This is a genomic window from Paenibacillus sp. MSJ-34 (assembly GCF_018918005.1).
Lineage (GTDB): Bacteria > Bacillota > Bacilli > Paenibacillales > Paenibacillaceae > MSJ-34.
On sequence record NZ_JAHLPR010000029.1, the window covers coordinates 24,009 to 46,930 of the forward strand.

21 protein-coding genes and 1 riboswitch are annotated in these 22,922 nt (G+C 52.2%); of the genes, 3 read left to right on the forward strand and 18 right to left on the reverse strand.

Annotated elements, in window-relative coordinates; translation table 11 throughout:
* Positions 1-10: 10 nt before the first annotated feature.
* The 4 genes from KQI79_RS15530 to KQI79_RS15545 all read right to left on the reverse strand — a co-directional run bounded on the left by KQI79_RS15530 (position 11) and on the right by KQI79_RS15545 (position 7,229).
* Positions 11-4,474 carry an S-layer homology domain-containing protein gene (locus tag KQI79_RS15530; protein WP_216539146.1) on the reverse strand — a complete coding sequence of 1,488 codons (4,464 nt, stop codon included), beginning with the start codon at positions 4,472-4,474 and terminating at the stop codon, positions 11-13.
* Between the two features lie 183 nt (positions 4,475-4,657).
* Positions 4,658-5,128, reverse strand: coding sequence for an IS200/IS605 family transposase (tnpA, locus tag KQI79_RS15535; protein ID WP_216539147.1), 471 nt, complete (start codon positions 5,126-5,128; stop codon positions 4,658-4,660).
* 245 nt (positions 5,129-5,373) lie between these two features.
* Positions 5,374-5,570, reverse strand: a riboswitch (cobalamin riboswitch).
* Positions 5,571-5,674: 104 nt separating this feature from the next.
* Positions 5,675-6,184: a GNAT family N-acetyltransferase gene (locus tag KQI79_RS15540; protein ID WP_216539148.1), complete on the reverse strand. Its 510-nt coding sequence runs from the start codon at positions 6,182-6,184 to the stop codon at positions 5,675-5,677.
* Between the two features lie 286 nt (positions 6,185-6,470).
* Positions 6,471-7,229 carry an SDR family oxidoreductase gene (locus tag KQI79_RS15545; protein ID WP_216539149.1) on the reverse strand — a complete coding sequence of 253 codons (759 nt, stop codon included), beginning with the start codon at positions 7,227-7,229 and terminating at the stop codon, positions 6,471-6,473.
* Positions 7,230-7,430: 201 nt separating this feature from the next.
* Here KQI79_RS15545 and KQI79_RS15550 point away from each other — a divergent pair, with 201 nt between their 5' ends.
* On the forward strand, positions 7,431-7,769 hold the full coding sequence (locus tag KQI79_RS15550; RefSeq protein WP_216539208.1) for a L,D-transpeptidase: 339 nt from the start codon (positions 7,431-7,433) through the stop codon (positions 7,767-7,769).
* Between the two features lie 313 nt (positions 7,770-8,082).
* On the forward strand, positions 8,083-8,196 hold the full coding sequence (locus KQI79_RS27650) for a putative holin-like toxin (protein ID WP_367398206.1): 114 nt from the start codon (positions 8,083-8,085) through the stop codon (positions 8,194-8,196).
* Positions 8,197-8,478: 282 nt separating this feature from the next.
* Here the strand turns inward: KQI79_RS27650 and groL are convergent, their stop codons facing one another.
* The 6 genes from groL to KQI79_RS15580 form a co-directional block, all read right to left on the reverse strand.
* Complete coding sequence (gene groL, locus KQI79_RS15555) at positions 8,479-10,107, reverse strand: chaperonin GroEL (protein WP_216539150.1); 1,629 nt, start codon at positions 10,105-10,107, stop codon at positions 8,479-8,481.
* Between the two features lie 45 nt (positions 10,108-10,152).
* Entirely contained in the window at positions 10,153-10,434 is a 282-nt protein-coding gene (groES, locus tag KQI79_RS15560) for a co-chaperone GroES (RefSeq protein WP_216539151.1), read from the reverse strand.
* Between the two features lie 315 nt (positions 10,435-10,749).
* Positions 10,750-11,526, reverse strand: a complete 777-nt coding sequence (gene tatC / locus KQI79_RS15565) for a twin-arginine translocase subunit TatC (RefSeq protein ID WP_216539152.1) — start codon at positions 11,524-11,526, stop codon at positions 10,750-10,752.
* A 101-nt stretch (positions 11,527-11,627) separates the two neighbouring features.
* Positions 11,628-11,897, reverse strand: coding sequence for a twin-arginine translocase TatA/TatE family subunit (gene tatA / locus KQI79_RS15570; RefSeq protein ID WP_216539153.1), 270 nt, complete (start codon positions 11,895-11,897; stop codon positions 11,628-11,630).
* A 154-nt stretch (positions 11,898-12,051) separates the two neighbouring features.
* On the reverse strand, positions 12,052-12,549 hold the full coding sequence (locus tag KQI79_RS15575) for a MogA/MoaB family molybdenum cofactor biosynthesis protein (RefSeq protein WP_216539154.1): 498 nt from the start codon (positions 12,547-12,549) through the stop codon (positions 12,052-12,054).
* Positions 12,546-13,205: a 5-formyltetrahydrofolate cyclo-ligase gene (locus KQI79_RS15580; RefSeq protein ID WP_216539155.1), complete on the reverse strand. Its 660-nt coding sequence runs from the start codon at positions 13,203-13,205 to the stop codon at positions 12,546-12,548. The genes KQI79_RS15575 and KQI79_RS15580 overlap by 4 nt, the downstream gene beginning before the upstream one ends.
* Positions 13,206-13,450: 245 nt before the next feature.
* Between KQI79_RS15580 and abc-f the strand changes: the two genes are divergently transcribed.
* Positions 13,451-15,406, forward strand: a complete 1,956-nt coding sequence (gene abc-f, locus KQI79_RS15585) for a ribosomal protection-like ABC-F family protein (protein ID WP_216539156.1) — start codon at positions 13,451-13,453, stop codon at positions 15,404-15,406.
* A gap of 596 nt (positions 15,407-16,002) precedes the next feature.
* Here the strand turns inward: abc-f and KQI79_RS15590 are convergent.
* The 8 genes from KQI79_RS15590 to thiL form a co-directional block, all read right to left on the reverse strand.
* Positions 16,003-16,260 (reverse strand): hypothetical protein, encoded by a 258-nt coding sequence (locus KQI79_RS15590; protein ID WP_216539157.1) that lies wholly within the window; start codon positions 16,258-16,260, stop codon positions 16,003-16,005.
* Positions 16,253-17,428, reverse strand: a complete 1,176-nt coding sequence (locus tag KQI79_RS15595; RefSeq protein WP_216539158.1) for an ArsA family ATPase — start codon at positions 17,426-17,428, stop codon at positions 16,253-16,255. The genes KQI79_RS15590 and KQI79_RS15595 overlap by 8 nt, the downstream gene beginning before the upstream one ends.
* Before the next feature lie 201 nt (positions 17,429-17,629).
* Complete coding sequence (locus tag KQI79_RS15600; RefSeq protein WP_216539159.1) at positions 17,630-18,112, reverse strand: MarR family winged helix-turn-helix transcriptional regulator; 483 nt, start codon at positions 18,110-18,112, stop codon at positions 17,630-17,632.
* 173 nt (positions 18,113-18,285) lie between these two features.
* Positions 18,286-19,368 (reverse strand): tRNA (adenosine(37)-N6)-threonylcarbamoyltransferase complex transferase subunit TsaD, encoded by a 1,083-nt coding sequence (gene tsaD / locus KQI79_RS15605; protein WP_216539160.1) that lies wholly within the window; start codon positions 19,366-19,368, stop codon positions 18,286-18,288.
* 24 nt (positions 19,369-19,392) lie between these two features.
* On the reverse strand, positions 19,393-19,872 hold the full coding sequence (gene rimI / locus KQI79_RS15610; protein ID WP_216539161.1) for a ribosomal protein S18-alanine N-acetyltransferase: 480 nt from the start codon (positions 19,870-19,872) through the stop codon (positions 19,393-19,395).
* A 15-nt stretch (positions 19,873-19,887) separates the two neighbouring features.
* On the reverse strand, positions 19,888-20,904 hold the full coding sequence (gene tsaB / locus KQI79_RS15615) for a tRNA (adenosine(37)-N6)-threonylcarbamoyltransferase complex dimerization subunit type 1 TsaB (protein ID WP_216539162.1): 1,017 nt from the start codon (positions 20,902-20,904) through the stop codon (positions 19,888-19,890).
* Positions 20,905-20,907: 3 nt separating this feature from the next.
* The gene (gene tsaE / locus KQI79_RS15620) at positions 20,908-21,384 is read right to left on the reverse strand and encodes a tRNA (adenosine(37)-N6)-threonylcarbamoyltransferase complex ATPase subunit type 1 TsaE (protein WP_216539163.1); all 477 of its coding nucleotides are present in this window, start codon (positions 21,382-21,384) and stop codon (positions 20,908-20,910) included.
* A 35-nt stretch (positions 21,385-21,419) separates the two neighbouring features.
* Positions 21,420-22,454, reverse strand: a complete 1,035-nt coding sequence (gene thiL / locus KQI79_RS15625; protein ID WP_216539164.1) for a thiamine-phosphate kinase — start codon at positions 22,452-22,454, stop codon at positions 21,420-21,422.
* Positions 22,455-22,922: the final 468 nt, after the last annotated feature.

Sequence of the window (22,922 nt, forward strand, 5' to 3'; positions counted from 1 at the left end):
GCCCACCTTGCTATTTCACATCCGTCATATCATAGAGACGATGGAGCCCTTTCGTAAAACGGTCGTAAGCGACCAATGCATACATCGCTTGATCCGTGGCCATCAGATCGACTTCGCCCGGCCCCGCCCCGCCGTTATCCGTTCCGCCCGCTTTGATATGGTAGAACCCGCCGCCCGGAGCGGCAAAGCTCAGCAAGGCGTCGACGGCCGATTTTTTATTTTTGACAAATCGTTTGTCCGTGTGCGGGTCGATGCCGAGTCCGGTCAAAGCGACGATCACCTGGGCGACGCTCTCCGAATTGTCGGAGTCCCAACTGGCATAACCGCCGTCCGCTTTCTGCGCCTTCGACAGCCAGGCGACGCCGCGATTAACTGCCGCCTTCACGCGGGAATCGGATTGATAATACGGCGTAAGCCCTTGGATGGCCATGGCCGTAATATCCGGGTCGGGCGCTTCGGGCTTTTCCCCTAACGCCCATCCGCCGCCGGCTATTTCTCTATTCAATATCAATTCGATCAATTTTTCCCTTGTCGTTTGCGTTTTCACTTCCTTCACGACAGGGATATCGTAACGCTTGCTGTCCAGCGCGATCAGGGCGAAGATGGGACCGTTAATGCCTTGTTTCACCAATGTATCGAAATCGGCAAGCGGTTCCCTTAAGTTATACCCGGCGACGTCGTCCACGCTTTTGCCGATGGACGTGAGCGCAAGGATGACCCGATCGTACTCCGTATATTTCACACGATGCAGTTTCCCGGACTTTTCCTTTAATGTCTTTTCTACGTTCGCATAATATTTGTCATAGTATCCATCCGGCACCTTGACGCCCGAACGGGCAAGGCCGAATACGGTCCAATCTCCGCCAATCGTGGAAATCGCCGGATCGGCAATCGTTTCTTGCAGAAACTTCGCCGTTTCGTCGATCCGCTTTCGAATCTCCGGACGTTCTTTTTTTTGCACCGCCTGGATCTTTACCTCGGCCTTTTCTTTCGGACGGTTCCCGGTCTGCGATTCATAAGCTCTTACGGCGGCAACGGTCGCCATTTCCCTGGTCACCGCATCTTGCGGATGGAATCTATCGTCATGCCCCGTCATCAACTGCAGCGCCGCGACGGTTTCCACATCCGTTCTCGCCCATGCCGACACCGAATCCAGATCTTTCGGGACGGCGGAGGGTTGGGCCGGTTTCAGATCGAGAGCTCTTGCCAACGTTGCGGCCATCTGCTCGCGAGTGATCGGTTCGTTCGGATGAAATCGATCGTTATATCCCGTCATCCAGCCGGCTTCAACAGCGGCATTGACATAAGGATAATACCAATCGTCTTGAGCCACATCCCCAAAGTCGGCTGCCTGGTACGTCTGCGGGCGAAGCCCTAGAGTATTAGCCAATATTGTGGCGAATTCCGCTCTGGTCACATTCGATTTCGGCTTGAATGTTCCGTCGTTGCCCTGGATCCATCCCTGTTGCGTCGCCTTGCGGGCCGCTTCATACGCCCAAGCCGAGATGGCATCGGCATCCGCATAGCGTTCCCGCAAATCCTGTTGTGCCGAATCGCCTTGGTTTGCCGCTTTCTCGCCAGTCGTATAGAGGACAAAGGTCGCCATCCGGTACGCCTTCACATACAGATCATTGCCTTTCGCGAAGGCGTAAGGCGCGTGATCCCCGTCTTTGGTTGCTTGCGCCCCTTGCTCCTCCGATTCGTATATGGCAATAGGCGTAAACTCGTTTTGTTCAATCAATCCGGGGAGCAGCCCCTTGCCGTTGTTCACCGCGAAGACGAGCGGTTTATCGAATTCCGCCGTTTGCTTGGCATTGCCCATCATAAAGGCGCGAACGATCTTATCGAATGTTTCGTTCCCGGTTACGGCGGTTTTCACAAGCTTTTGCAGCGCAGACTGACCGGGGTCGATCCATGCGAACAGTTCGATGTGGCCGTCGCCGGCCGTAAGTCGCGTACCCTTGGCGAAGACCACCGAGATATCGCCTTTATTCGCCTTTATCATCGGGATATCGTCTTTGACATCTTCCACGTTTACGATGACTTTCGCTTTTACGTCTTCGGGTATGTTGATCGTAATCGATTCGGCCTTGGCCAATTCTTTCGTAATCTTGACGATATAGTCTCGTTGAATATGTTTGGGCACTTCGATGACCGGCGTTCTGTCGTTCGGATCGATCGCCGCTCCCGCGCCGCCGGATGCCGGCATTCCCGGCAGGGGTTCCCACTTGCTTAGGTCTTCCCCCAGATCGCCGCCGAGATCGGTTGTGTAGCGCCACTGGAGAGTATCCCCGTCGTTCAGAACGTATTTGCTCGCCCCGTAGTTGGGATACCATCCGTTGACGTTGTACATCCAGCCGCTGCCGCTGCCGTGGTCGAATTCGCCGTCCCCGGCGATAGATTGCACATAGACGCTTTCATATTTGGAATTCCACTCATATTCGTAGCTAATCCCGCGCTCGTCAAGCATTCTCTTCAATAACGACCAAGCCGTGTCGCCGGATTGCAGCTCTACCTTGGTCGCAGGCACGACGTATCCTTTATTGATCGTCCGTTTATCGACCGAGATCGTTGCATACTTTTTCGGTTGCGGAGTGGCTCCGCCGCCATCGCTGCCGCCGTTCCCTCCGCCGCCATTGCCGCCGTTGCCGTTCTCGCCCCCGCCCGGCGTTTCCGCCCTACTGGACGAATAGGCGACAAAGTCGGTGAAATGCTTCGTTTTCACGACAAGATCGTTACCATTGTCGTACGCATATTCCGGTTTGCCGCTTCTAAGCCCCTCAGCGTCCCCCGCATACTTCGGGATCAGTTTCGCCGCTTCCTCTTGGATATAGGCGGCTTCCTTCCCCTTCAAACCTTGGAACGTCAAAACGACATAATCGCTGAATTCGACGCTCGCCGGGCCGCCCATGGAGAAAGCGCGCGCGATGCCGTCCAGTTTCTTCCCTTGCGGAACGGCTGCGGCAACTTGCTCGGTCATCGCCTCCGTTACGGTTACCTCAGTCAACAGCTCAAGCGACGAAGCATCTCCCTGAACCACCTTGGCCCCTGCCGGAATCAGCGCAAACAGGCTGCCTTTTGCGGCTTTAATTTCGGGAAGAGGGGTAGCGAAAGGCAGGTTGGTCGAAACTTTAGCCTTATAGTCGCTGGGAATTTCAATCGTTATGATTTTATCGCGGTCGGTTGAGGATATCGGAATAATATAATCGCGATGATCGTCAGGAATAACAATTCGGGGCCGATCCCCATCCGGCTTGATTTCGACGGGACTATCGGACTCCGTATCCGTCATATCGTAGAGGCGGTTCTTTCCGTTCACAAAACGGTCGTACGCGACAAGCGCATATGTCCCCTGGTCGGTGGCCATGCCGTCGATTTTCCCCGCTTCCGCGCCGCCGTTACCCGTATCTCCCGGTTTCACATGCATAAAGCCGCCGTCCGGCGCAGCGAAGGTCAGCAAGGCATCTATAGCCGAATGCCCGTTCTTCACAAATCTCGGATCCGTATGCGGATCGATGCCGACCGCTGTTAAAGCGACAACAACCTGGGCGATGCTTTCAACATTAACGGTGCCCCAGCTGGCAAAGCCGCCGTCCGGCGTCTGGTTATCCGACAACCACTGAATTCCCCGATCAACTGCCGCTTTTACGGCCGGATTCGTATCGATATAAGCGGCAAGCCCTTGAATGGCCATAGCTGTGATATCGGGATCCGGATTGGCTGCTTTTTCGCCCAATGCCCATCCGCCCGCAGCCGCCGTATTTGTATTGATTTCGCGGTCTAATATGTACTGGATAAGCGCTTCCCTGGTCGTTTGGGCTATTTTGCCGTCTTGAACAGGAGGATCGTACAGGAACGGTAGTTCATAGTTTTTGCTGTCCAATGCCAATAAAGCAAAAATCGGACCGTTTATTCCCTGCCTAATAACCATTTGGTAATCGGCAAGCTTATCAAGCTGATTATAGCCGCCCACATCTTTAACGTCCTTGCCGATCGAGGTAAACGCCAATATCAGTCTCGAATGCTCTGTCCATTTGCTGCGGTCCAGCTTGTTCCCTTTCTCCTTCACGATGCCGACTACATTATCGTAGTACCGGTCGTAATAGTCGTCAGGAACCGGATAGTTTCCCCGGGCTAACGATAAAACGGACCATTCCCCTCCTAACGTTCCGAATTCCGGATTGGGGACAGTATCCAAAATATAAGCAAGGTTTTTGTCCAGTTGTTCCCGTACCGAATTTACGGACTCATACAGCTTGATCGCCGATTCTTGAGGGGTTTCCTCATAGACGTGATCGGTAATAGAATGTACATCCGGTATCTCTTTCGGCAATTCCTTAACCGCTTCCGCATCGCCTCCGTCGACCGACGCTTCCGTTTCTTCGGCATAGGATATGATGGATAGGCCGGGTGAATTCACGGATAAAATAAGGCTCAGAATAAGAAGCCAAGCCATAAATCTATTCTTTTTCATCGAATCGTTTCTTCCTTTCCTATGGAAATTGCAATGATGTTCCCGCGAACAGTCATAACCACCGGCTTAGCCGGTGGCTTCCATCAGCCCTATAAGGGCATGGTACTAGCAAGCGCCTAAGAAGGCGCACTGAAAGTCTGCCAACCGCGAGCGGTCTCGGGCTTGCCCCTCAAAGGGGCTTTTTTATTTGCCCTTTCCTACCGACTCACCCGTAAACGGGTCGAACAGTTCTTTCATTGTGAGTTGTTCGTAATTCTTATCCTCTGCCAGCTGATTGCGAATGTATTCGGCGATCACTTTCTTGTTTCGCCCTACCGTGTCCACGTAGTATCCTCTGCACCAAAACTGTCGATTCCCATATCGATACTTCAAATTTGCAAATTTATCGAATATCATCAATGAGCTTTTTCCTTTTAGATATCCCATAAACTCCGACACGCTCAGCTTTGGGGGAATACTCACCAGCATATGGATATGATCCGTACATGCCTCTGCTTCCAGAATCTCTACACCTTTTCGTTCACACAACTCCCGTATGATTTTTCCAACTTCTCTTTTTAGTTTTCCATAAATGACTTGCCTACGATATTTCGGTGCAAATACAATATGGTATTTGCAGTTCCATCGTGTATGTGCTAGACTGCTCTTATCCATTCCCTTGTCCTCCTTGATCTCTTTGTAGCGGTTGGCAGACCGGCTACCATTTTATCATGAAGGTCAAGGGATTTTTACTCATAGCTATAAGCTTTCCTGAACCCCCAGTCGAACTGGGGGTTTTCTTGTACAATAATAAAACCTCTTAACTAGAATCGTTAAGAGGTTTAATAGAAATAACAGCCATAACGGCCATAGCAGCTATAGCATTCACTAATAAACACCCCCTATCGCTCGTAGAGTTGATTGGTGCAACAAAACAGGCAGGTCTTCTGGCTCAAGCGTCATCGCCCTTGCAACCTTCCCGGTTTCCCAGTGGCATCTTGCAAGGACTCTTCTTTCACAGCGGCGGGACCGCGCGGGATTTACACCCGCTTCCCTTTTAACCGATTCATGCCTAGTTTGGCCAAACATAATCGGCACCTGTTTCGATTATTCGATTTTCCATGCTCATCATAACGTATAAAAGTTCATTTGTCATGTGAATCTTTGGTTAACCGGCAACGAAAATCGGCCCCCTTGCGGGAGCCTTCGCTTTTAAACTCGTTATGACAGCACCTTCTCAAATACAGGAGAGTTAGCCGTTCTGCCCGGGAAATTCACTTCGCCACGTTGATCGTAGCCCAATCCGCGATACAGCTTCAATGCTGCCGTATTCTTGGCGTAAGTATCCAACCGGATGCTGCTGTATCCTTCGCGCACCGCATATTCTTCGGAAAAGGCGATCAATTTGCGGGCAATCCCTTGGCCCTGCGCTTCAGGATCAACGGCAATCCGATGCATCATCAAAGGCGCTCCCTCCGCCTGCTTCCAATCAATAGTCCGGTACTGCTCGGCCTGATTCTCATCGAGCACGATTATGCCAAGTATCCGGCCATCGCCTTGCGCGACGAAGAGCGTCCCACGCTGCAAGTCCTCCCCGATCACGTCCCGGTTAGGGTAATGCTCATCCCACTGATCGCTGCCCCCGGCCTGCATCGCCGCTACGCAACGGGCGATCATTTCCATGATTTCTTGAAGTTCCTCTATGCGTCCTGTCCGAATTTCAATCTTCATCTGCTGCACCTGCCCTAGCTTTTAGACCAGTTTACTAAATGTCAAACAAGAATTGCAATTCGATCGCCGTTCTATTTTTCGTTTCGTTACACCAGCAACAAGGTAATTTACAAGGCGATTAGCGTGTTTACGTTTCGTCCCGCCCGACGGGTCGTCAGCCGTTGTGGTTTTATGAAATGGACTCCCTTGGCAGGTTTTCTCGTCAAATCAATCGCCTCGCATGGAAAAAACTGCATTCCCGCAGGCATTGCAGCACGACACCGGCATTGATGAGCTATCCTGCTTCTTAATAAGCGGTCCAGCCTGCATCCGCGGTAACGACGGTGCCGTTCACAAATCCGGAGTCGTCGGAAGCGAGGAATAAGGCGACTTTCGCAATCTCTTCCGGTTCGCCGGATCTCGGGTTATTGCCCGACCCGGACATTGCTTTTTCCATGCCGAACGCATTCGGGTTGTTCATGGTTGTGCCGATATTTGTGTTCACGCCGCCCGGAGCGATGGCATTGCAACGAATTCCCGATGTCGCATATTGAAACCCGACATTCTTCGTCAGCCCGATAAGCGCGTGTTTCGCGGCCGTATATGCGGCACCCGCTCTCGAACCTTTTAAGCCGCCAATGGAAGCGATATTGACGATGACCCCGTTGCCTTTCTCCAGGAAAATCGGCAGCGCTTTTCTGATGGCCCGCATCGGTCCGGTCGCATTGACGGCGAACACTCTGTCCCATAACTCATCCGTTACATCGGCTGCAGGAACGAAATTATCCATAATGCCGGCATTATTCACGAGGATGTCTAACGTACCGTATGTACCAACCGCTGTGTCGATAAGATTTTGAATATCTTCTTCTTTGGCTACATTCGCTGCGATACCGATCGCTTCCCCGCCGTTTGCTTTAATTTCTTCGACCGTTGCATTGGCCGCGTCTGCATTCAAATCCGATACAACGACTTTCGCTCCTTCTTTGGCATACAAAATCGCTATCGCTTTCCCCATGCCAGAAGCCGCCCCCGTTATGACCGCAACCTTGTTTTGAAGTCTCATGGCAATCCCCCTATCAAAATGAATGCGTTTTCGCTTACATATTTATTATAGTGAATCGTGTCTGAATTATTCAATCGATCGTTTAATGTCGTTTGGCCGGTAACAAAATGTACAACTGGAATAGCCGGTCCCGTTCTCAACAGGCCGAAGATGTCGATGGTCACCAATAACCGCTCTGGCATACAATAGCGCAAGGGGATGATCATGGTGTATAGAATCATTGTTGATTTATCTGATCGAATGTTATATTTGCTTAACGACGATATTGTTGTCAGAGGCTATCCTGTGGGCATTGGCAAGATGCTTACACAAACTCCGTCTGGCGAATTTACAATTGTAAATAAAAGTCCTAATCCAGGCGGGCCATTCGGTGCTTATTGGATGGGATTATCCAAACCGCATTACGGGATTCACGGCACGAATAACCCGTCGTCGATTGGTAAAGAGGTCTCGCATGGCTGCATTCGCATGTACAATCAAGATGTCCTCGAACTGGCGAAAATGATACCCGTTGGAACACGCGTAACGATTCGCCCGTAATTTATCGGCGTAGAAAATGCACCTTACTCGGAATTAGAAAAAAGAACTCTCAACATTTCAATGAATTGATGAAAGACCTTTGTTTAATATGAATCCGATAATCCAAGAAGCTACAGCGACCATCCATATTCCGCATTATTCCAACTCCGCCAAAGCTTCTCATACCTTCTCATCATTCATTCGTAAAATCTCACCCCTCTCAGAGAAAAAGAAAAGAGCCTGCAAATATGCAGACTCCTATGCTATAATCGGCTTGTACAACTGAACGGCTTACAAGGGCGGTCGGCTAATCTCCCGGAAGGGAGGTGATGCCGTGGAGGTTAAGGATGCCTTGACGCTTATGATCGATTTCGGTTCTTTGCTTATTGCAGTGCTGACGCTGGTCATAACCATCGTCATCGCACTTATCCATAACACAAAGAAATAGACCGCCCTCTGCAAAGGTAACCGGTCTATTTCTTGATCGTTTAACCCAAAGCCGACCGCTCTTGAAGCGGCTGTTGTATAGGGAGTCGGCGGCAACCGGCTCCTTCTTTATTATTATGATATCATGACTACGCTATGCGAGCAATAAACGATGGACGAAAATATATGAGTGAGATGATAATGTGTATGATACCCGCCCAGGTTAGTCATTCGCAGAAAATGTGATTTATGTGTAAAAAGGCTCCCTCTCGGGAGCCTGATATATGATAAGCTTGTGGGTGGCTTACATCATGCCGCCCATTCCGCCCATTCCGCCCATATCCGGCATAGCCGGTTTGTCTTTTTCCGGTTTGTCGGCAACAACCGCTTCGGTTGTCAGGAACATTGCCGCAACGGATGCCGCGTTTTGCAATGCGGAACGCGTTACTTTCACCGGATCCAGAATACCTGCATCCATCATGTTGACCCATTCGCCGGTAGCTGCGTTGTAGCCGATGCCTACCGCTTCTTTTTTCAGACGCTCAACGATGACGGAACCTTCTTGGCCCGCGTTCGATGCGATCGTGCGAACCGGTTCTTCCAGAGCGCGAAGCACGATGTTAACGCCCGTTTGCTCGTCTCCGCTCGCTTGAACGGCTTGCACCGCGGAATATACATTCACAAGCGCCGTACCGCCGCCGGCAACGATGCCTTCTTCAACCCCGGCGCGAGTCGCGTTCAAAGCGTCTTCGATGCGAAGTTTGCGCTCTTTCAATTCCGTTTCCGTAGCTGCGCCGACTTTGATTACCGCTACGCCGCCGGCCAATTTCGCCAAACGCTCTTGCAGTTTCTCTTTGTCGAATTCGGAAGTTGTTTCTTCCAAAGCGGCGCGAATTTGGTTGATGCGCGCTTGGATATCTTCTTTCGCGCCGTTGCCGTCAACGATGATCGTATTTTCTTTCGTGACGCGGATTTGACGCGCGCTACCCAATTGCTCGATCGAAGTCGATTTCAATTCCAAACCTAATTTTTCCGTAATCACTTGACCGCCTGTCAATGCGGCGATATCTTGCAGCATCGCTTCGCGGCGATCGCCGAAGCCCGGAGCTTTAACCGCTACGCAAGTGAACGTTCCGCGAAGTTTGTTCACGATCAATGTCGCTTGCGCTTCGCCTTCCACGTCTTCGGCAATGATCAGCAATTGCTTGCCTTGTTGCACCACTTTCTCGAGTACAGGAAGAACCTCTTGAATGTTGGAGATTTTCTTGTCTGTAATCAAGATGTACGGATTATCCAGAACGGCTTCCATTTTATCCGTATCTGTGATCATGTAAGGGGAAACGTATCCGCGGTCGAATTGCATACCTTCAACTACATCAAGCTCCGTGTTGAAGCCTTTGGATTCTTCCACCGTAATAACGCCGTCTTTGCCGACTTTCTCCATCGCTTCCGCGATCAGGGCGCCAACTTCTTCGTCGGCGGCGGAGATGGAAGCCACTTGTGCGATCGATTGTTTGCCTTCGATCGGTTTTGCAATTTTTTTCAATTCTTCAACAGCCGCACGAACCGCTTTTTCGATCCCTTTGCGGACTACCATCGGGTTAGCGCCGGCCGTTACGTTTTTCAAACCTTCGCGGATCATCGCTTGCGCGAGAACCGTAGCTGTCGTCGTTCCGTCGCCGGCAACGTCGTTCGTTTTCGTAGCTACTTCTTTCACCAATTGCGCACCCATATTTTCAAATGCGTCTTCCAATTCGATTTCTTTCGCAATCGTCACACCGTCGTTCGTAATCAACGGGCTGCCGAATTTTTTCTCAAGCACGACGTTGCGGCCTTTCGGTCCGAGCGTTACTTTTACAGCATTCGCTAAAGCATCTACCCCACGAAGCATTGCGCGGCGCGCGTCTTCGCTAAAAATAATTTCTTTTGCCATTGTATAAAGCCCTCCCTAATAGTTTGATTCATGATCGTCGGCCAATTAGCCGATAATCGCGTGAATGTCGCTTTCTTTCATAATCAAATATTCTTTGCCTTCGTACTTGATTTCCGTGCCTGCGTATTTGGAGAAAATAACGCGGTCTCCTTCTTTCACCTCAAGCGGAATGCGAACGCCGTCTTTCAACGTGCCGCTGCCTACGGCGATGATTTTCCCCTCTTGCGGCTTCTCTTTCGCCGTATCCGGCAATACGATACCGAATGCCGTTGTTTCTTCTTTCTCGATTGGTTCAACCAATACGCGTTCACCTAAAGGTTTGATCATGAAAAATAGCCTCCTTTAAATTATGTTTGATGGAACGATCCCATTTATCGATCGGACCAATAAATCGGATCGTTATTCAATATGTTTCATATGTATTAGCACTCGTTGTCGTTTAGTGCTAATAACAATTTTTATGATACTCATTTTGAATTCATTTTTCAAGTGGTTTTGAATTATTTTTATAAACATTTTACAGGAGCGACGATGCTCCCGAACAATCGCGCGCCTTCCTCATTGTATCCATATGCAAGAAAAATATGCCAACTATGAAGGCTTATGACACAAAACGCCTGTCCTGTGCTACAAGACAAGCGTTTATCGTTCCAAAGCGCCTTTATCGAATTCCTCTTCCCAGGCTCTATCTTCCTCCAACTGCTTGCGGTACACCGCTGTGGATAAAAATACGCTGAATTCGTACAGCAAAATGAGCGGAATCGCCACGAGCGAGTCGGAGACCAAATCCGGGGGCGTGATTGTTACGCCGATGAAAATCAAGACAAAATAAGCGACACGGCGCATTTTGCGCAAGCGCTTCGGATTTAAAATGCGAATCCGCGTCAAAAACATAATCACGATCGGCAATTCGAATAATAGCGAGATCGGGATCAATATATTTAACAGAAACGAAAAATATTGCGAAATTCCGTACGTTTCCTGCAATCCGAGATGCCTCGTCATATTAGTGGTGAAATTAAAAGCAAGCGGAAACACCACGAAATAAGCGAATGCCAGTCCGATAACAAACATGACAAACACGAACGGAATATAACGAAGCGTCGCCTTCCGCTCCACTTCCCGCAAGCCGGGGCTGACGAAAGCCCAAAGCTGATATAGGGTGAATGGCAGCGTGACGACCAGCGCTACGACGAATGCGATTTTCATGTAATAACCGATTGCGTCCCACAGTGAAAACGCGTGCAGCGTAATTTGACTCGCTTCCTTCGTTGAAATAATGTATGAGAAGATCGGTTCGGCGACGAGCAAGCCGCCAACCATCATCACAACGAGCACAACTAAGATATATATAATCCGCCGCCGCAATTCGCCCAGATGTTCGAACAAAGACATTGCGTCTTCGCGCTTTTTGGACATGCAACCACCAACCTAATCCGTTAACTTTTGCCCTGAGACGGGCATAAAAGAACCCCTCCCGTGAAGAAGGGATTGTTCTATGAAATCAAATGCTGTTCGATTTAATCCGGCAACCGTCTGTCATTCTCCCGTTTGTCTTCCGTAGAGGACGATTGCGGCGGTGTTTCGTCAATCGTGCGCACCTCTCTGCGTCTGTCTCTGCGGTCCAAATCGTCATCGTCCGAGATGATGTCGCGCGCGCCCGCTTTAAATTCCCGCAACGTACGGCCGAATGCACGGCCCAGCTCCGGCAGCTTATTCGGTCCGAATAACAACAGAGCTACTACAATCAATAAAATGAACCCGGTTACACCGATACCGCTACCACCCATTCCATTTTCCTCCTATTCGTTCCTTAATTTCATGCCATCGCTTCCCGGGAAGCGATTTACGCTTTTGTCCACTGTGACCTTTATCATAGCACAACTTGATTCCATAAAATAGATAAATACATTGACAATTGTTTGAAGTTTGAAATTCGCATGTTCACACGCTCTGCTCCCGTTCGAGTCCCGTAATCATCCGCAGCGCATAGGGAAGGTCATCCATAATCGCCGCCAAGTTTTCATGCACGCCTTTCGGACTGCCGGGCAAATTGACGATCAGCGTTTTGCCGCGAATGCCGCATATGCCGCGCGAAGTCATAGCGGCTCTTTTATTTTTCTGAAATTGGTGAAGCCTCATCGCCTCCGCCATTCCCGGAACGAGCCGATCGATGACCCCCATCGTAGCCTCCGGCGTTACGTCGCGCTCGGCCAAGCCCGTTCCCCCTGTCGTAAGCAACAGATCCGCTTCATAATAATCGGCCATTTCGATTAACGCCGCCATAATCTCGTCTTGCTCGTCGGGAACGATCCGGTAATCTACAATTTCCCCGCCCAACTCCTCCTCGACCAATTCGCGAATGACTTGAGCGCTGGTATCCTCCCGCTCACCTCTCGAACCTTTATCGCTCGCAGTTAGAACAGCCACTTTCCAGATCATTTCGGACTCTCCCTCCCATGAAAATTTCGATCGTACATCTTTGTTTCCGTTATCAACCTATCTATATAAAAATCATGTTCCTCCATCGGCACTTCGTCAATTACCTGCAAATCGAAAGCGAGCGCAAGCAATAGAGACGTTGATTTGTCGTTTCGTTCTGCGTTCCCTTGCAGCCGCCGAAGCGTCGAAATAAAACGGTCGTAATATCCTCCGCCGTATCCGACTCTGCCGCATCCGGGGGCGAAAGCGATTCCCGGAACGACGACGATATCGATCCCCGGCCATTCCTCTTCCGGCAAGCAGGGCAACGTTGTTCTTGGCTCGCGTATTCCCCATGCGCCCGCCTCCAAATCGTTCTCGGACTCGATTCGATACAGATCGAACGATAGATTATCCCGGTCGGTACGGGGGGCGTACACGGCGATGCCATGTTCCCAGCAATAGCGGACGAGAGGCATCGTATCCAATTCCCCGCGAAACGGTATATATGTAAAGACGGCAAGCCCGTTTCGCTGCTCCAGCATCGGCCTTACACAAGATTGTATAGCTTTCGCGCAAATCAGTTGCGACTTACGCGCATGCTCCGTTGGCGGCAAGGACGAGCGCTCGCTGCCGATTTGCAAACGGATCTGTCGTTTGCGCTGTTGCCGGCTCATGTCGTAGACCACATCCTTACACGGTTTCAGCGATCAAGCCTATCCCCAGTTTATCATTGTTATGTTACTTTCGCCAATATTCGGGCTTTTCCTGCCCTATCGTCGCACAATCCCGCAAATTCATGTACAATTATTATCATCTGCAAACTTCACAAAACAGAGCACATGCTTTCGAAGCAAGTTTTGTTGCGGCGTTATAACTGAGAAGAATTGCTTTACAAAACTTTTAGGAGGTTACATCGGCAATGTTGCTGCAAGCATCGGGCATATCCAAAAGTTATGGGACGACCAGCGTCCTTTCCAATATTCATTTGCAAATTCTCGAACGGGAACGAATCGGGCTCGTAGGGGTCAATGGAGCCGGAAAATCGACGTTATTGAAAATCATCGCCGGTGAAATGAGCGCGGACGGCGGGCAAATCTATAAAGCGAAGGAAACGCGCCTCGGCTATCTGGCCCAAAATAGCGGGCTGAACTCGGAACGCACGATATGGGACGAAATGCTTCATGTGTTCTCTCATTTAATAGAAGCGGAACGGGAATTGCGATTGCTGGAACAACAAATCGCCGATCCGGCGATTATGGAGGATGCCAAACGGTACGAGGACACGTTAAACCGTTATGCGCTCCGCTCGGATTGGTTTCGCGAGCAAGGCGGCTACGAAATGGAAACCCGTATCCGCAGCGTGCTGCACGGAATGGGATTCGGTCATTTTCCGCCGGATACCCCGATCCGTACGCTTAGCGGCGGGCAGAAAACGCGTCTTGCGCTCGCGCGCATTTTGCTGCAAGCCCCCGACTTGTTAATGTTGGACGAACCGACGAATTATTTGGACATCGCCACGCTCACCTGGCTGGAAGATTATTTGCGCACTTATCCGGGCGCGATTCTCGTCGTATCGCATGACCGCTATTTTTTGGACCGGCTCGTTACGGCCATCGTCGAAATCGAACGGCATCAATCGAAGCGCTATACCGGCAACTACAGTCGATATATCGAATTGAAAGCCGCCGAGTATGAAATTCAAATGAAGCATTACGAGAAACAGCAAGAGGAAATCGCGAGAATGGAAGATTTCATCCAGCGCAATATCGTCCGCGCGACAACGACCAAACGGGCGCAAAGCCGCCGCAAAGCGCTCGAGCGGATGGAGAAGCTGGACAAACCGCTGGGCGACTTGAAAAAGGCCTATTTCTCGTTTGAAATCGACAGGCAATCGGGTAAGGAAGTTCTTCATGCCGCCGATCTGTCCGTCTCGTTCTCCGGCAAGCGGTTGTTCGAACGGGTTTCCTTCGAGCTGCGCCGGGGAGAAACGGTTGCGCTGATCGGACCGAACGGAATCGGCAAATCGACGTTGCTGAAAGCGTTGATCGGCCGGCAAACGACGGATGGCGGTTCGATTCGTTGGGGAACGAACGTAAAGCTCGGATACTACGATCAAGAGCAGACCGGCCTGAACGCGAACAATACGGTGCTGGAAGAAGTGTGGAGCGCGTACCCCCATATCGACGAAGCGCGGATCCGTACCGTGCTGGGCAACTTTCTCTTCAGCGGCGAAGACGTTTTGAAGAAAGTGGCCGCATTAAGCGGCGGCGAAAAGGCGCGCGTGTCGTTGGCCAAATTGATGCTGCAGCATGCGAACGTATTAATTTTGGACGAGCCGACGAACCATTTGGATATTTTCAGCAAAGAAGTGTTGGAATCGGCGTTAATGGAATATGAAGGAACGCTCTTATTCATCTCGCATGACCGTTATTTCTTGAACAAAATGGCGGAACGCATGATTGAGCTAACCCCTAACGGCACGGAGCAATATTTAGGGAATTACGACGACTATGTGGCCAAAAAACAAGAATTGGAAGAAATCGCGCGGGAGTCGGCGGAACGCGGCAAACCGGCGGAATCTTCCGGCAAAACAAGCGGCGCTTCGGCAGCGAATCAGACGGAGAAGTCCGGCGCCGCCTCGTACGAAGCGGATAAACAATTGAAGCGCGAGGAACGAAGCCGTCAACGCAAACTCGAGCAGCTTGAGCAGGACATCGCCCGCCTGGAGGCGGAAGTGGCTGAGCTGGAAGAGCAATTGACGCTTCCCGAAGTCTATAACGATTATGTGCTTGTTCAGGAAAAACAAGAGGAGATTCACGAGAAAAAGCAGCAATTGGAAGAAGCATACGACGCATGGGGCGAACTCATGGGATAACGATAGAAGAACCTCGATCCGGAGGCGATATTGCCGCGAATGATGCGGCAGCCGGGTCGAGGCTTTTTTGCGTTTGGGCATATCCACAGATTTATCCACAAAAACCGTGAATATTGTTGATGAATCCAGGGTGAAACGCACACATTTTCGCCCGGTTTTCAGGTGAATTTGGAGACAACCCAACATTATCCACTAATTCATCCACATTATCCACAATATCCACAGCATAATAGTGAAAATACTGTCCTCATTTTTCAAAAATTGCGCACACTTTAATTTTCGCCGTTTTCTAGTACTTATACACAAAAGACACAGGATATGTGGATAACTTTGTCCACATCGTATTCAAATGATTGCCCATTGGAAAACACCCAATAAAAATTTGCAAATATGTTGGACGGAACGGGGTTCTATTGGAATCGATCCAGTAGATTCGCTCGTTTTTTGCTTTTTATCGTTGTTTTTGCAGATTCCAATGTACTTTTTCCAATGGGAGAGATCAATAAGGGACCTGGTAGGCAAAACATTGGAAAAAATCCAACGTGGCATGATCCGCTATCGTTCCAAGACCGGAAACAATAGCCATTTGTCTCCGTTCAGGATTCATCCGTAATCGGAATTGCGCGTACGGAAGACCGTCCCGGCCCCGACTGACCCGCTTGGCCGGATGTATCGCATTTCTCGATCGCCTCGTCCAATATAGCGCGTACGCCGAGCAGCATTTCTTTGCGCGACGCCCGAAAATGTTTCCGCGCTTCCGCAGGAAGAAGTTCCGTCCTGCATTCGGCCGCCGCCTCTATGAAACAGTCCATTAATCTGCCTGCCAGCAATTCTCGAACGGAGCGGTTATTCATCGGATTTCCCTCCAAATCGAATCGATAGTTTGCGCTCGGTAAAGCGGGCGCCTTCGATATCGCGGCCCATTAATACGCGCGGCAGCAGAACCTTCCTTTTATACGGCCCCGCTTGCACGGTTAACTCGTCTCCTTTTTGGCTTAATTGCAGATCGTCTTTGTTCACGAACGGAATGCTCAAGTCAAGTACATACCCGTCTTCCTCTTTGCGAATATCTTGTATTTTCCCTCGATGCAGGACGTCTGACGCTATTCGCTCCGCGAAAGCGGCCTCGCCCATTCGTTCGAGCATCGTGAGGCCGGCGACTTCCGTCTGCATCATCGGTATGCGCAGAATCGGCAGCGGCAGGAAGGACGCTTCGATCTCCCGCTCATATTTCTCCTGGATGCTATGCCATTCCGTCCAGTATCCGGTGGCGGCCTCTTTCGGAAGAATGCGGTTGATAACGACGGCATCCGTATTGAAGCCGAATAAACATAAATAAGTGAACGCTCTACGCGCCTCCGCGATCACCATCTTTTCCGCATTGACGACCAGACGGATCGAAGTCATATCCGGGTCAAGCATAAGCTTCTGCATATCTTCCAACTCGCGCACGAATGTTTCGATTTTGTTCATGACGTTATCGTTCGGAAGTTCCAAACCGCTCACCATTTTGGCGACAGGGCGCGCCACTTTGGCGAGGCGGCGCTGATACGGGAATATTTTCTCGATCCACCAATGCAGCACGTTCGGATAACTGAGCAGCCGCAACGTTTCGCCGGTCGGGGCGCAGTCGACGACAATGCAATCGTAATCCCCGCTCATCGCATGTCGCTTCAATTGCATGAGACTGAATAATTCCTCCAGCCCCGGAAATACGAGCATTTCCTCGTTCGTCACATCGTTCAACTCCGCCCAATTCATCAAGCTCGTGAGCCATTGCCGCACTTCTCCCCAGTGCTTTTCCGTTTCTTTCAGGCTATCGATCTCCTGGCCCCATAACCGCGGAGCGATCGACACGGGATCGCCGCCGAGCTGCGCGCCGACCGAATCCGACAAACTGTGGGCCGCATCCGTACTCATGATGAGCGTACGCCGTCCTTCCTTCGCAAGTCTTGCCGCCGTCGCCGCGGCGACGCTCGTTTTGCCGACTCCGCCCTTTCCCGTATACACGATAATTCTCATTCCATCTCCTCCTATCGGATCTATTTTTTAGCTAACGTATGACCTGCAAACGATAACATCATCCCATTCAATTCAAAGGCGCATCTCTCCCATTCAAATCAAAGGCATCCCCCCTGCAAAATAGTACGATTTCGTAGTAATTGAGTAAAAAAATTTCGATGCCGATCCGGCGAACGAGACGCGCGAGTCGTCCGACCAAGGTTAATCGTCGATCCGAATGTTGCGAATGTTGCCGGACGAACGCCCCGCCGTTCGATTGCACGGACCGTCGCCTTGCAGCGCTTTGCCTATTTTGACGGCGATGCTCATGAACTGCTGCAGTTCCTCTTTGGTTAACGCCGATTCGACCCTGGCGATGACGCTTTCCATGAACGAACGCGCTTGCTGCGCAACCTGCTCGCCCTGCCCGGTAATCCGCGCAAAAATCATTCTTTGATCCTTATCCGATTGGACGCGTTCGATCAACCCTTTGCGCGCCATCCGTTTCGTCAGGCTCGTTACCGTGCTGAGCGGCGCTCCCAAGTCGGCCGCCAACTGGGACATCGTCTGTTCGCCGTATAAATGCAGCAAAATCAGTGCGGTCAGTTCGGAACGATTCACCTTCTGCTCCCATTCAGCCGTTTCAGGCAACAAGCTCAAAGGGCGAAGGCCGGTTTTCACATAAAATTCGAGTATCCGCTCCATCGAAACGATGTTCCTCCATTACTACGAAAGTGAAGTTTTTTGATTTGCGCTCATTTTACTACGTTTTCGTAGTAATTGCAAGCGGGTAAAAAATGCGCGATAGCAAATATGCCTTATTCGCGAAGAGGAAACCCGCGAATAAGGCATACTCTACCCGATCCTTACATCCGTTATCATTCTACCGACCAGCCCTCTAGCGAAAACAGGGGCTCGGCTTTCATGTCCAGCGGCGTAAACTGGCCGCGCTGCCATTTGAGGTAAGCGGCGGCGGCGATCATCGCCGCATTGTCTCCGCATAGCTCGTGCGGCGGCACAAGCAGCGGCACCCGCTCCGCCTCGCAACGGGCCGAGAGCGCCGCGCGCAAGCCTTTGTTGGCGGCTACGCCGCCGCATAGCAACAACTGCTTGGCCTCGTAGGCTTTCACCGCCCGCATCGACTTCTCGACGAGAACGTCGATGACCGACTCTTGAAAGCCGCGGGCCAGCGCCGCCCGCATCGGCGGCTCGCCGCGCATTTTCGCTTGGTTGATCACGTTCAGCACCGCCGATTTCAGCCCGCTGAAGCTGAAATCGTACGATTCCGGTTCCAACCAAGCGCGCGGCAATTCGATCGTTTCGTCCGCTTCGCCCGCCAGCCGATCGACATGCGGCCCGCCCGGATACGGGAACTGCAGCGCGCGGGCCACTTTATCGTACGCTTCGCCTACCGCGTCGTCGCGCGTGCGCCCGATCAGGCGAAATACGCCTTCGCGCTCGATATATACCAGTTCCGTATGTCCGCCGGAAGCGACGAGCGCTATGCAGGGATATTCCATCTCATGGACTAATGCGTTCGCGTAAATATGTCCCGCGATATGATGCGTGCCGATCAGCGGCAAATCTAGAGCCAGCGCCAAGCTTTTCGCCGCAACGATGCCGACCAGCAGCGAGCCGACCAGCCCTGGCCCTTGCGTGACCGCAATCGCGGACAAGTCCGCAAGGGATAGCCCCGACTTCCGCACCGCTTCGTCGATAATGAACGTAATCGTTTCTACATGTTTCCGCGACGCTACCTCCGGTACGACGCCGCCGAATTTTTGATGCGTATCGATCTGGCTGGAAACGATGTTGGCGACGATATCGCGCCCATCCTTGACGATCGCGACCGACGTCTCGTCGCAGCTCGTTTCGATCGCCAGAATGTAGCATGACTTCTTCGTATCTGCCGTTGCTGTCACCGTCGCCACCCCGCTATGCTTATCTTGCAATAATTCCATTTCAACTGTTGTTCATCTCTTTCGTTATACTTTTTGTCCCGGCAAATCCGCCCACATAATTAACGCATCTTCGTTGTTGTCGGAATAATAGCGTTTCCGAACGCCGGAAGGGGCGAAGCCTAATTTGGCATATAGATTTTGCGCAATCGTATTGGAAACGCGGACTTCGAGCGTCATTCTCCGCATCCCGAGAAATGCCGCCGTCTTCATCATCTCCCGCAGCAGCCTTTCTCCCAGCTTGCGGCCGCGGTACGCAGGCCGAACGGCAATATTCGTAATATGCGCTTCGTCCACGATCGTCCACATGCCTCCATATCCGATAATGACGCCGTCGCATTCCATCACCATGTAGCGCGCAAAATGATTTTGCAGCAATTCGTTCCGGAATGCCTCCTCCGTCCACGGCAAGGCGAATGATTCCCGCTCCAGCGCAGCGATAGCCGGAATATCCTCCAATTGCATCATACGAAAGCAAAGATCGCCCGATTCGCTATGTCCGACCATGGTACCGCCTCCTCCTCATGACTTCGCCAGCAACTTCGCCTCGGCTTCCGCAAGCTGCGTATAATTCGGCTCCAAGCGGTGTACATCGGCAAAATCGCCTGCAGCGTACGGTCCCGCCCCGATTCTGCCGATCCAACGCGCTTGCATATGAGCGGGCATGATTCGGATTAGCTCGCCGAACCGCTCCTGCAGCCGATTCGCTTCCGTGCGATGGAGTTCGATATCGCCCACAAACCAAACACGCGCCGGCTTCACATCCGGCACGCTTCCGGGAAAGGGCGGCAACCCGAAACCGGCGCCATCCTGCCGCGGATTGTTCCCGTCCGCTCCGTTCGAATCGGCTTTCCCGCCAAGCTTAAGCGAGCGGTCGGTCCCGATATATGCTTCCAATCGTGCGGCCACCGCATCCGCCCAGTCCCGCATTAAGCGGATTCCGTCCGGCGCGCAGCGCTGCCAACGCAATCCCGCGCCGGCGCCGGCGAACAACGCCGTATACACTTGTCCGCGCCGAGCGTCCATCAGCGGGATCACCCAATCTACCCCGTTGCCTTCTCCGCTCCAAGATGAGAAAGGCTGCTCCGGCGCTAACATCGGTACGTTTCGGAGCATATTGCTTTCTGCCGCTTCGCTTGCGCTCTGGTCCGCATCGCCATGTTCTGCATGACCCTGTTCTGCATCGCCCTGCCGCAAACCGCCGATCGCCAATGCCTCCAGGCTCGATACGCCGACAATCGGCTTGCTCCAGGCCCATGCCAACGTTTTGGCCACCGTAATGCCGATGCGCACGCCCGTGTACGATCCCGGTCCCCGCCCGACTATAATCCCGCCAATATCGCCCGGCGTCATGTCGAGCTCGGGCAACAACCGCTTTACCGTCGGCACCAGATGCATCGAATGATTTCGTTCCGAATGCGAGGATATTTCACCGAACGCTCTCGTTCCCGCTTCGTCCGTCACGGCAACGGTCAGCGCAGCGGTAGAAGTGTCAAGCGCCAATAACCGCTTATTCGCCTTATCGTCGTTTAAGCCCATAATCTATACTCCATTCCGTTTCAAGTTGTCGCACCATGAAGCATACGGTTCTCCATAAGCCTCGCAGCGGAAAATGCGCTCGGTAGCGCCGATCGTTTCGATGTAAATATGCAGATGCCGCGGGGGCAGCAGGTCGGCGATGATGCTCGCCCATTCCACCAAAGTCAGGCCTTCCCCGTAAAAGTATTCATCCAAACCAAGCTCGTCCGCTTCCTCGAGCGAAATCCGGTAGACGTCCATATGATATAAAGGGATCTCCCCTTCGTATTCTTTAATAATCGTAAACGTCGGACTGCTCACGATATCTTTCACCCCGATCGCCTTCGCGAGCGCTTGTGAAAATCTCGTTTTCCCGGCGCCGAGATCCCCGTCAAGAGCAATGACGGCGCCCGGTTCGATCCAGCCCGCCAACGCTGCCGCAAAACGCTCCGTTTCTTCTTCGCTATGCGATTCGTATGCAAATGTTGCGGTTTGCGTCAATACCGCTCAACTCCCATCTTCATCAGTGAACATTATTATGCAAAATGATTATAACCGCGCTTTTCAAGCACATGGCGCTTTCCGTTTCTGTCCTGCAGCATCATCCCGGAAAAATCGCCGCTTGCCTCGCCGATGACGGCAAAGCCGATTCCTTCGCGGGCAAATCGTTCCCTGGCCTCATCGGCCCGATCGGCCGGCAATGTGCCCACCAACTGATAATCCTCCCCGCCGAACAATACCCAATCCAGCGGATCCGCTCCTTGTGTCCGGGCATATTCGTTCAAAGCCGGATCGAGCGGAATGCGGGCGGCGTCGAGTATGATGCCGACGTTCGACGCTTCGGCGATTTCGGCGGCATCGCTCGCCAGCCCGTCGCTAATATCGTTCAAGGCATGTCCGAATCCGCATTCCGCCAACAGACGCCCTGCCCGCACCTGCGGTTCGGGACGGCGATGAGCAAGCACCAAAGGCCGCACGGCCGGCGGCGCCTCGGAAGCAGGTATGGCTTCCGTGCCGCCTGATCGCTGCAGCCAATGCAGCCCTGCGGCGGAGCAGCCGAATCGTCCGCCGGCCACGAACACGATGTCGCCGGGCCGGGCGGCGGAGCGAAGCAGCGATCGGCCCCGTTCGATTCGTCCGATGGCCGTCACGCTTACGATCATATGCGCCGGCGACGCCGTTGTATCGCCTCCGATGATTTCAAAGCCGTAAGCGTCGGCGCATTGATAGATTCCGTCGTATAGGCTGCTTAAACGACCGGGATCGTATGCGGGCGGCGCAGCGATCGAGACGAGCGCGTAGCATGGGACGGCTCCCATCGCCGCCAGATCGCTTATATTGGAAGCGATCGCCTTATAGCCGACATCTTCCGCGCTCATCGTTCGCGAATTGAAGTGGATTTCCTCCACCATCATGTCGGCCGTAACGACCCATTCCGTCCCGGGGGCCGCCTCCACCACCGCGGCATCGTCCCCAATGCCGACGACAACGCCGCGCTCGCGGGCTTGCTCCGCATTCGCGCGCCCGCCGGTCAACATCCTGATGAGCCCGAACTCGTCCAGTTGTGACATCCGTTCACCTTCCACGTGATATTGACCTTATTATATCGGTCTCGTTTCTGCGCCGCAAGCAACGATTCGCGCATCGTTCTTTCAAGCCGCCGGCGGGAATGCGATCCTCGACCTTGCCGGCGGGGCGGCCGGGCCCGATCGAGATGCGGACTGTTTGTGCTCAAACGCCGCATTCCGGCACTTTGGCGGACTAGCACGCAATTTGTGTATGATTTTTCACATACATATACAGGATCAGGGCACAAATCGCTGTTTATGTACGAAATTTCGAACAAAATCGGCCATTTCGATATGTGCGCCGCTCATTGTGTACGATTTTTCACATACATTTGCAGGATCAGGGCACAAATCGCAATTTGTGTACGAAATTTCCACCATCGTCCGTCGCCCGCTAGTCCGCCAGCCCACCATCCACCATCCACCATCCACCGTCCGCTATTCCGCCAGTCCATCATCCACCGTCCACTA

Coding starts and splice junctions, on each gene's coding strand:
- KQI79_RS15530 (WP_216539146.1), bottom strand. CDS start 4,474: ATGAAAAAGAATAGATTTATGGCTTGGCTTCTTATTCTGAGCCTTATT.
- tnpA (WP_216539147.1), bottom strand. CDS start 5,128: ATGGATAAGAGCAGTCTAGCACATACACGATGGAACTGCAAATACCAT.
- KQI79_RS15540 (WP_216539148.1), bottom strand. CDS start 6,184: ATGAAGATTGAAATTCGGACAGGACGCATAGAGGAACTTCAAGAAATC.
- KQI79_RS15545 (WP_216539149.1), bottom strand. CDS start 7,229: ATGAGACTTCAAAACAAGGTTGCGGTCATAACGGGGGCGGCTTCTGGC.
- groL (WP_216539150.1), bottom strand. CDS start 10,107: ATGGCAAAAGAAATTATTTTTAGCGAAGACGCGCGCCGCGCAATGCTT.
- groES (WP_216539151.1), bottom strand. CDS start 10,434: ATGATCAAACCTTTAGGTGAACGCGTATTGGTTGAACCAATCGAGAAA.
- tatC (WP_216539152.1), bottom strand. CDS start 11,526: ATGTCCAAAAAGCGCGAAGACGCAATGTCTTTGTTCGAACATCTGGGC.
- tatA (WP_216539153.1), bottom strand. CDS start 11,897: ATGGGTGGTAGCGGTATCGGTGTAACCGGGTTCATTTTATTGATTGTA.
- KQI79_RS15575 (WP_216539154.1), bottom strand. CDS start 12,549: ATGATCTGGAAAGTGGCTGTTCTAACTGCGAGCGATAAAGGTTCGAGA.
- KQI79_RS15580 (WP_216539155.1), bottom strand. CDS start 13,205: ATGAGCCGGCAACAGCGCAAACGACAGATCCGTTTGCAAATCGGCAGC.
- abc-f (WP_216539156.1), top strand. CDS start 13,451: ATGTTGCTGCAAGCATCGGGCATATCCAAAAGTTATGGGACGACCAGC.
- KQI79_RS15590 (WP_216539157.1), bottom strand. CDS start 16,260: ATGAATAACCGCTCCGTTCGAGAATTGCTGGCAGGCAGATTAATGGAC.
- KQI79_RS15595 (WP_216539158.1), bottom strand. CDS start 17,428: ATGAGAATTATCGTGTATACGGGAAAGGGCGGAGTCGGCAAAACGAGC.
- KQI79_RS15600 (WP_216539159.1), bottom strand. CDS start 18,112: ATGGAGCGGATACTCGAATTTTATGTGAAAACCGGCCTTCGCCCTTTG.
- tsaD (WP_216539160.1), bottom strand. CDS start 19,368: ATGGAATTATTGCAAGATAAGCATAGCGGGGTGGCGACGGTGACAGCA.
- rimI (WP_216539161.1), bottom strand. CDS start 19,872: ATGGTCGGACATAGCGAATCGGGCGATCTTTGCTTTCGTATGATGCAA.
- tsaB (WP_216539162.1), bottom strand. CDS start 20,904: ATGGGCTTAAACGACGATAAGGCGAATAAGCGGTTATTGGCGCTTGAC.
- thiL (WP_216539164.1), bottom strand. CDS start 22,454: ATGTCACAACTGGACGAGTTCGGGCTCATCAGGATGTTGACCGGCGGG.